General features: G+C 64.1%; 5 protein-coding genes. 1 reads left to right on the forward strand and 4 read right to left on the reverse strand.

Going from position 1 to position 8,531, the window contains the following annotated elements; all coding sequences use genetic code 11:
• Positions 1–320 precede the first annotated feature (320 nt).
• Genes narI through LQT98_RS10135 form a run of 4 tightly spaced genes read right to left on the reverse strand, consistent with a single transcriptional unit; the run spans position 321 to position 6,931 of the window.
• A complete protein-coding gene (narI, locus tag LQT98_RS10120; protein WP_231462219.1) occupies positions 321–1,007 on the reverse strand; it encodes a respiratory nitrate reductase subunit gamma in 687 nt (228 codons plus the stop codon).
• 22 nt (positions 1,008–1,029) lie between these two features.
• On the reverse strand, positions 1,030–1,671 hold the full coding sequence (gene narJ / locus LQT98_RS10125) for a nitrate reductase molybdenum cofactor assembly chaperone (protein WP_048409819.1): 642 nt from the start codon (positions 1,669–1,671) through the stop codon (positions 1,030–1,032).
• An 11-nt stretch (positions 1,672–1,682) separates the two neighbouring features.
• Complete coding sequence (narH, locus tag LQT98_RS10130) at positions 1,683–3,233, reverse strand: nitrate reductase subunit beta (RefSeq protein ID WP_048409818.1); 1,551 nt, start codon at positions 3,231–3,233, stop codon at positions 1,683–1,685.
• A complete protein-coding gene (locus tag LQT98_RS10135) occupies positions 3,230–6,931 on the reverse strand; it encodes a nitrate reductase subunit alpha (RefSeq protein ID WP_048409817.1) in 3,702 nt (1,233 codons plus the stop codon). The genes narH and LQT98_RS10135 overlap by 4 nt, the downstream gene beginning before the upstream one ends.
• Positions 6,932–7,239: 308 nt before the next feature.
• Here LQT98_RS10135 and zigA point away from each other — a divergent pair, with 308 nt between their 5' ends.
• Positions 7,240–8,472 carry a zinc metallochaperone GTPase ZigA gene (gene zigA, locus LQT98_RS10140; RefSeq protein WP_231462220.1) on the forward strand — a complete coding sequence of 411 codons (1,233 nt, stop codon included), beginning with the start codon at positions 7,240–7,242 and terminating at the stop codon, positions 8,470–8,472.
• Positions 8,473–8,531 lie beyond the last annotated feature (59 nt).

Here is an 8,531-nt window from a genome sequence, read left to right on the forward strand (position 1 = left end):
CCACCGCCGCGCCGGCCGCGCCGCCCAGCGCGCCGCCGACGATGGTGGAAGTATCCGCCAGGGCGGTGGAGGCCAGGCCGGCCAGGCTCAGCGAAATGATGACAAGTGCGCGTTTCATGCGGCTAACTCCCGAATTTGAACAGATGGCCCAGATTAACCGTTTGGTTGACAGCCAGCTGTATCGAATTGTTAGGGATTGTTCGCTCTTGTTAGTACTACACAACTTCTCGAATTTATATGTAGCCGGACGGCATGAAAAATGGCGGAGCACCCCAAGGCGCTCCGCCATTTTTCATTCGAACCTTAACGATCCTGCGGGATCAGCCCCGCGGCCGCACCAGCTGCCAGGCCCGGCCCAGATAGCTCACCGCGCCGAAGCCGCTCCACACGTGCACCAGGCGGGTGAACGGGAAGATCACGAACAAGCTCATGCCCATGAACAGGTGCGCCTTGAACACCGGCGAGGCCTCGACGATGAAGATGGCCGCGTCGCCGCGCAGGGTGACGATGTGCTGGGCCCAGCTCATCAGCAACACCATCTCGTGGCCGTCCAGATGCTGCGCCGACACCGCGATGGTGCTGAGGCCCAGCAGCAAGGTGGCCAGAATCCACAGCAACACCAGCTTGTCGCGCCAGGTGGTGTTGGCCGCCAGCCGGTCACAGGTAAAGCGACGGTGCAGCAGGATCAGGATGCCGATCAGGCACAGGCCGCCCATGATGCCGCCGGCCGTCATCGCGAACACTTGCTTGAAGCTGTGGCTGACACCCAGCGCGCCCCATACCGCCAGCGGGGTCAGCAGGCCGACCAGATGGCCGAAGAACAGGCCGATGATGCCGAGGTGGAACAGGATGTTGCCCAGCCGCAGCTGGCCGCGGTACAGCAGCTGCGAGGATTCGCTCTTCCAGCTGTATTGCTCGCGGTCGAAGCGGATCAGGCTGCCCAGCAGGAACACCGCCAGCGCGATGTAGGGGTAGATGCCGAATACGAATTGGTGCAGATAGTTCATGTTGCTCTCCTGGCAGCGGGATTCAGCCCTGCGGCCGCTGCGGGTAAAAATTCACCGGGGCGATGGCCGGCCGCGCCGGCTTCAGCAGCGGCTCCACGCCGTCCGCGCCGGGGCCGAAGGTCTCCAGCATCTCGTCCATGTCGCGCACCGGCGGCACGGTCAGCGCTTCCGGCGCCACCGGCGACAGCAGCACCAGCCCCTGCAACACGCCGGCGTAGTGGGAATGGCTGTCGGCCAGCTTGGCGGCGACGTGGGCGATCACATGCACCGCGTCGGAAAGCAGGCGGGTGGCCTCCTCCGGCTGGCACTGCCCCAGGAACTCCAGGAACAGCGGCAGGTAGTCCGGCAGCTCGTTCGCAGCCGGCTCGAAACCCTGGGCCTGGTACTCGGCCAGCAGGTCCACCATGGCCTGGCCGCGGGCGCGGTCCTCGCCGTGGATATGCTCGAACAGGTGCAGCGAGTGGCTGGGATTGCGGTCGAAGGTCTGCACATAGCGTTCTTGCAAGGTGATCAGATCCTCGCCCTCCAGCGACAGCAGCAGCGGTTCCAGCAGCCGGGCGACGCGCGGCTCGGCCGCCACTTCGGCGCGGATGTCGTCCGCCGCCGCGAGCAGTTCCGGCTCCGGGTAGCACAGCAGCGCCGACATTGCCTGATAGATGCGCATGGCGTTCTCCTTCACTGACCGGAATTGGACTTGCGGTCGCGCCGCATGTCGTGGAACACGATGGGGGTCGCCTTCTTCTTGCCGAACAGGCTGGCCTCGGACTCGCCGCCGGAGCAGCCGTTGCCGAAGGTGAAGCCGCAGGACGCCTTGTCCTCGAAGGTGTTTTCCACCAATTCCTTGTGGCTGGACGGAATCACGAAGCGGTCTTCGTAATTGGCGATGGCCATCACCTGGTACATCTCTTCCACCTGGGCCGGGTTCAGATGCGTGCCCTTGAGAGTGGCGGCGTCCGACACCTTCTCCACGCTCTTCTTGCGCATATAGCGCCGCATCGCGACCATGGTTTCCAGCGCCTTCACCACCGGCTCTTCCTTGCCCGCGGTCAACAGATTGGCCAGGTACTGGATGGGGATGCGCAAGTCCTTGACGTCCGGAATGATGCCGTTCTCGCCTATCAGGCCGTTTTCCATCGCGGACTGGATCGGCGACAGCGGCGGGATGTACCACACCATGGGTAGGGTCCGGTATTCCGGGTGCAGCGGGAAAGCCACTTTCCACTCCATCGCCATCTTGTAGACCGGGGAGCGCTGCGCGGCGTCGATCCAGCTTTGCGGAATGCCCTGCTTCTGCGCCTCGGCGATCACCTCCGGCGCGTTCGGATCCAGGAACACGCCCAGCTGCGCCTCGTACAGGCTCTTCGGATCTTCCACCGCAGCGGCTTCGTCTATCTTGTCGGCGTCGTACAAGAGCACGCCCAGGTAGCGGATGCGGCCGACGCAGGTTTCCGAGCACACGGTCGGCTGGCCGCCCTCGATGCGCGGGTAGCAGAAGGTGCACTTCTCGGCCTTGCCGGAGGTCCAGTTGTAATAAATCTTCTTGTACGGGCAGCCGGACACGCACATGCGCCAGCCGCGGCATTTGTCCTGATCGATCAGCACGATGCCGTCGTCTTCGCGCTTATAGATGGAGCCGGACGGACAGGAAGCGACGCAGGCCGGGTTCAGGCAGTGTTCGCACAGGCGCGGCAGATACATCATGAAGGTGTTCTCGAAGGCCGAGTACATTTCCTTCTGGATGCCTTCAAACAAGGCGTCCTTGCTGCGCTTGGAGAATTCGCCGCCCAGATCGTCTTCCCAGTTCGGGCCCCATTCGATCTTGTCCATCTTCTTGCCGGTCAGCACCGACACCGGCCGCGCGGTGGGCGGAGTCTGCATTTCCGGCGCGTTCTGCAGGTGTTCGTAATCGTAGGTGAACGGCTCGTAGTAATCGTCTATCGCCGGCATATTGGGGTTGGCGAAGATATTGCCCAGGATTTTCAGCCGTCCGCCCTGACGCGGCTCCAGCTTGCCGTTGGGCTTGCGCACCCAGCCGCCCTTCCATTTTTCCTGGTTCTCCCATTCCTTGGGGTAACCGATGCCGGGCTTGGTTTCCACATTATTGAACCAGGCGTATTCGACGCCGTCGCGGCTGGTCCAGACGTTCTTGCAGGTGACCGAACAAGTGTGGCAGCCGATGCACTTGTCCAGGTTCAGCACCATGCCGATTTGAGCGCGGATTTTCATTCTTTATCTCCTGCCGGACTATCCATCCAGTCCACCTTGTTCATCTTGCGCACCACCACGAATTCGTCGCGGTTGGCGCCCACGGTGCCGTAGTAATTGAAACCCCAGGACAGTTGCGCGTAACCGCCAATCATGTGGGTGGGCTTGGTCACCGCGCGGGTCACCGAGTTGTGGATGCCGCCGCGCTTGCCGGACACTTCCGCGCCCGGCACGTTCACGATCTTCTCCTGAGCGTGGTACATCAGCGTCATGCCCTGAGGCACCCGCTGCGATACCACCGCGCGGGCGGTCAGCGTGCCATTGACGTTGAACACCTCGATCCAGTCGTTGTCCACGATGCCGGCCTTCTTGGCGTCATCCTCGGACAGCCACACGTGCGGACCGCCACGGCTCAGGGTCAGCATGCGCAGATTGTCGGAATAGGTGCTGTGGATGCCCCACTTCTGGTGCGGGGTCAGGAAGTTCAGCACCAGCTCGTGATTGCCGTTGCCGCGCTTGCCCAGCACCGCCTGGGTGGTTTTCAGATCCACCGCCGGCTTGTACACGCACAGGCCTTCGCCGAAGGCGCGCATCCATTGGTGATCCTGGTAGAACTGCTGACGGCCGGTGATGGTTCTCCAAGGGATCAGCTCGTGCACATTGGTGTAGCCGGCGTTGTAGCTGACTTCTTCGCTTTCCAGGCCGGACCAGGTGGGCGAGGAAATGATCTTGCGCGGCTGCGCCTGCACGTCGCGGAAGCGGATGCTGTCATGCTCGCGCGGCTTGGCCAGATGGGTGTGATCGCGGCCGGTGATCTTGGACAGCGCGTCCCAGGCCTTCACCGCCACGTGGCCGTTGGTTTCCGGCGCCAGCGTCAGAATCATCTCGGCGGCGTCGATAGCGGTTTCCAGCTTGGGCTGGCCCTTGCCGGCACCCTGGCTCGCCACCTGGTTCAGGCCGCGCAGGATGTCCACTTCATGGCCGGTTTTCCAGTTGATGCCCTTGCCGCCGTTGCCGGCTTTTTCCAGCAAGGGGCCGATGGTGGTGAACTTGTCGTAGATCGCGCCGTAGTCGCGCTCCACCACCGTCATCTTGGGCATGGTCTTGCCCGGCACCGGCTCGCACTCGCCTTTTTTCCAGTCCTTGGGATCGAAGGGCTGGCCCAGTTCTTCCGGGGTGTCGTGCATCAGCGGGGTCAGCACCAGGTCCTTCTGCACGCCCAGGTAGTCCTTGCCGATCTCGGACAGCTTCTTGGCGAAGCCCTTGTAGATCTCCCAGTCGGTGCGCGACTGCCACAAGGGTTGCACCGCTTCGGACAGCGGGTGGATGAAGGGGTGCATGTCCGAGGTGTTGAGGTCGTCCTTCTCGTACCAGGTGGCGGTGGGCAGCACGATATCGCCGTACAGGCAGGTGGTGGACATGCGGAAGTCCAGCACCACCAGCAGGTCCAGCTTGCCTTCCGCCGCCGGGCGCACGGTGATTTCGGTGGGCTTGATGCAGTCGTCTTCCGAATTCAGCACCGCGTTCTGGGTGCCCAGCAGGTATTTGAGGAAGTATTCATGGCCCTTGCCGGAGCTGCCCAGGATGTTGGAACGCCACACAAACATATTGCGCGGGAAGTTCTGCGGGTTGTCCGGGTCGTTGCAGGCCAGGTCCAGCTTGCCGGACTTGAGGCCGTCCACCACGTAGGCGGCGGCGTCCTGGCCGGCGGCGGCCGCGGCGCGGGTCACCTCCAGCGGGTTGGCGGACAACTGCGGCGCGGACGGCAGCCAGCCCATGCGCTCGGCCTTGGCGTTGTAGTCGATCAGCGCCATGCCGGCCATGCGGCCGTCGGCGGTGGGCGCCAGGATTTCGCCGACGCCCAGTTTTTCATGCCGCCACTGGCTGGTATGGGCATAGAAGAAGCTGGTGCCGTTCATCTGCCGCGCCGGGCGGTTCCAGTCGCCGGCGAAGGCCAGCGGCGCCCAGCCGGTTTGCGGACGCAGTTTTTCCTGGCCCACATAGTGGCACCAGCCGCCGCCGGATTGGCCGATACAGCCGCACAGCATCAGCATATTGATGATGCCGCGGTAGGTCATGTCCATGTGGTACCAGTGGTTCAGCGCCGCGCCGACGATGACCATGGACTTGCCCTGGGTCTGATCGGCGTTCTGCGCGAACTCGCGCGCCACCTGGATCACCAGTTCCGGCTTCACGCCGGTGTGCTTTTGCTGCCAGGCCGGGGTGTAGGGCACATCGTCCATGTAGTCGACGGCGACATTGCCGCCGCCCAGGCCACGGTCTATGCCGTAGTTGGCCGCCATCAGGTCGAATACCGTGGCCACCAGGGTTTCGCTGCCGTCGGCCAGGCGGATGCGCTTGGCCGGCACATTGCGAGTCAGCAGTTCATCGTGCTCGGCGCCGAAGTAAGGAAAGCCAACGCCCACCACCGCGTCGCTTTCTTTGATCAGCGACAGCTTGCCGGACACTTCGCGGCCGCTGGCGCCATCCTTCTGCTCCAGGTTCCACTTGCCGGTCTTGCCTTCGGCCTGACCCCAGCGGAAGCCGATGGAGCCGTTGGGCGCGACGATGTCGCCGCTGGCCTCGTCGATCAGCAGGGTTTTCCAGTCCGGGTTGTTGTCTTCGCCCAGACTGTCCGCCAGATGGGAGGCGCGCAGGAAGTAGTCCGGAATGTAACGCTCGCCGTCTTGCTTCAGCGCCACCAGCATCGGCATGTCGGTATAGCGGCGGATGTAGTCGGTGAAGTAGCCGGATGGATTATCGAGGTGGAATTCCTTGAAGATCACATGGCCCATCGCCATCGCCAGCGCGGCGTCGGTGCCCTGCTTGGGCGCCATCCAGATGTCGCCGAACTTGGCCATTTCGCCAAAGTCGCTGGACACCGCCACCGTCTTGGTGCCCTTGTAGCGCACCTCGGTGTAAAAGTGGGCGTCCGGGGTGCGGGTCATCGGCACATTCGAGCCCCACACCATCAGATAAGTAGAGTTGTACCAGTCGGCGGACTCGGCCACGTCGGTCTGTTCGCCCCAGGTCTGCGGGCTGGCCGGCGGCAAGTCGCAATACCAGTCGTAGAAGGACAGCGGCACGCCGCCGATCAGGCTGAGGTAGCGGCTGCCGGCGGCGTAGGACACCATGGACATCGCCGGAATCGGCGAGAAGCCCACCACGCGGTCCGGGCCGAACTTCTTGATGGTGAAGGCGTTGGCGGCGGCCACGATCTCATTGGCCTCTTCCCAGCTGGCGCGCACGAAACCGCCCTGGCCGCGCTTGGACTTGTACTGCTTGGCCAATTCCGGCGTCTGGCTGATCTGCTCCCAGGCTTCCACCGGGCTCAGGGTCTGGCGCGCCTCGCGCCACAATTTGGCCAGCCGGCCGCGGATCATCGGGTATTTGACGCGCTGGGCGGAATAAACGTACCAGCTATAGGACGCGCCGCGCGGGCAGCCGCGCGGTTCGTGATTGGGCAGGTCCGGCCGGGTGCGCGGGTAATCGGTCTGCTGGGTTTCCCAGGTGATCAGGCCGTTCTTCACATACACCTTCCAGCTACAGGAGCCGGTGCAGTTCACGCCATGGGTGGAACGCACCACCTTGTCGTGCTGCCAGCGTTGGCGGTAGGCGTTTTCCCAACCGCGATCCTCGTTGACGACGGCGCCATGACCATTGGCAAAGGTGGAGCGGGTCTTGCCCAGGAAATTCAAACGGTCGAGAAAGTGACTCATCTTGCCTCCAAATATCGGGGTCCGCGCCGCGCGGATCGGTGGCTCCAGCCACCGGGGGAAACGGACCTTTTCACTTGATTGCAAGCTTAGAACCTAGCGACAAGCATCGACATTCGCCGAAGGTTGGCGCGTGGCGGCGCATTGGCACTAGTCACGGTTAGTACTTTGGCGAGAAGGACTAGCCAGAAAGAACTAGTCCCGCGCATCCAGCGCTTGTCGCGGAAAAATAAAATGTTATAACATAACAAAAATGACGGCCGGGCCGGCTGTCTTCCCCATAGCGCAATCACTCAATTGGACCCCTCGCGATGACAAGCTCCGCCTCCCCCGCCGACGCCAGACTGCCGGTCACCGTGCTGTCCGGCTTCCTCGGCGCCGGCAAGACCACCTTGCTCAACCACATCCTCAACAACCGCGAAGGCCGCCGCGTGGCGGTGATCGTCAACGATATGAGCGAGGTCAATATCGACGCCGCCCTGGTGCGCGACGGCGGCGCCGCGCTGTCGCGCACCGAGGAAAAACTGGTGGAAATGAGCAATGGCTGCATCTGCTGCACCCTGCGCGAAGACCTGCTGCTGGAAGTGTCGCGGCTGGCGCATGAAGGGCGCTTCGACCAACTGGTGATCGAATCCACCGGCATCGCCGAGCCGCTGCCGGTGGCGGAAACCTTCACCTTCGCCGACGAGCAGGGCCGCAGCCTGGCCGACTCCGCGCGGCTGGACACCATGGTCACCGTGGTGGACGCCTGTCACTTCCTGCGTGACTACGCCTCGCGCGATCAGCTGCGGCAACGCGGCGAATCCCTGGGCGAGGCCGACGAACGCACGGTGGCGGACCTGTTGATCGAACAAGTGGAGTTCTGCGACGTGATCGTGCTCAACAAGACCGATCTGATCGACACCGCGGACCAGGAGCGGCTGGCCGGCATCCTGCGCCAGCTCAATCCGCGCGCCCGCATCGTCGAAGCCCGCTTCGGCCAGGTGCCGCTGGACGCGGTGCTCGACACCGGCCTGTTCGACTTCGACGCCGCCGCCGACGCCCCCGGCTGGCTCGGCGAGCTGCGCGGCGAGCACACGCCGGAAACCGAGGAATACGGCATCGCCAGCTTCGTCTACCGCGCGCGCCGCCCCTTCCACCCACAGCGCTTCTTTGAACTGGCGCAGCGGGAATGGCCGGGCGTGCTGCGCTCCAAGGGCTATTTCTGGCTGGCCAGCCGCCCGGCCCACGCCCAGCTGTGGTCGCAGGCCGGCGCGGTGTGCCGCCACGAGCTGGCCGGCCAATGGTGGGCCGCCACCCCGCGCGAACACTGGCCGCAGGACGAAGACAGCCTGCGCCAGATCGAAAGCCACTGGCTGGACGGCATCGGCGACGCGCGCCAGGAACTGGTGCTGATCGGCATCGCCATGAACGAAGCCGAACTGCGCCGGCAACTGGACGCCTGCCTGCTGGACGAGGCCGAAATGGCCGCCGGCCCGGCCGCCTGGGCGCTGCTGCCGGCCCCCTTCCCGCCGCTGGAAACCCTTGGCGAGGACGCCGCATGAACGCCCCGCTGCCCGATATCGCGCGCAGCGGCGCCGCCGCCGCGCTGCTGCCCTTGAGC

The organism is Chromobacterium aquaticum, from assembly GCF_021129195.1.
Classification (GTDB): domain Bacteria; phylum Pseudomonadota; class Gammaproteobacteria; order Burkholderiales; family Chromobacteriaceae; genus Chromobacterium; species Chromobacterium aquaticum.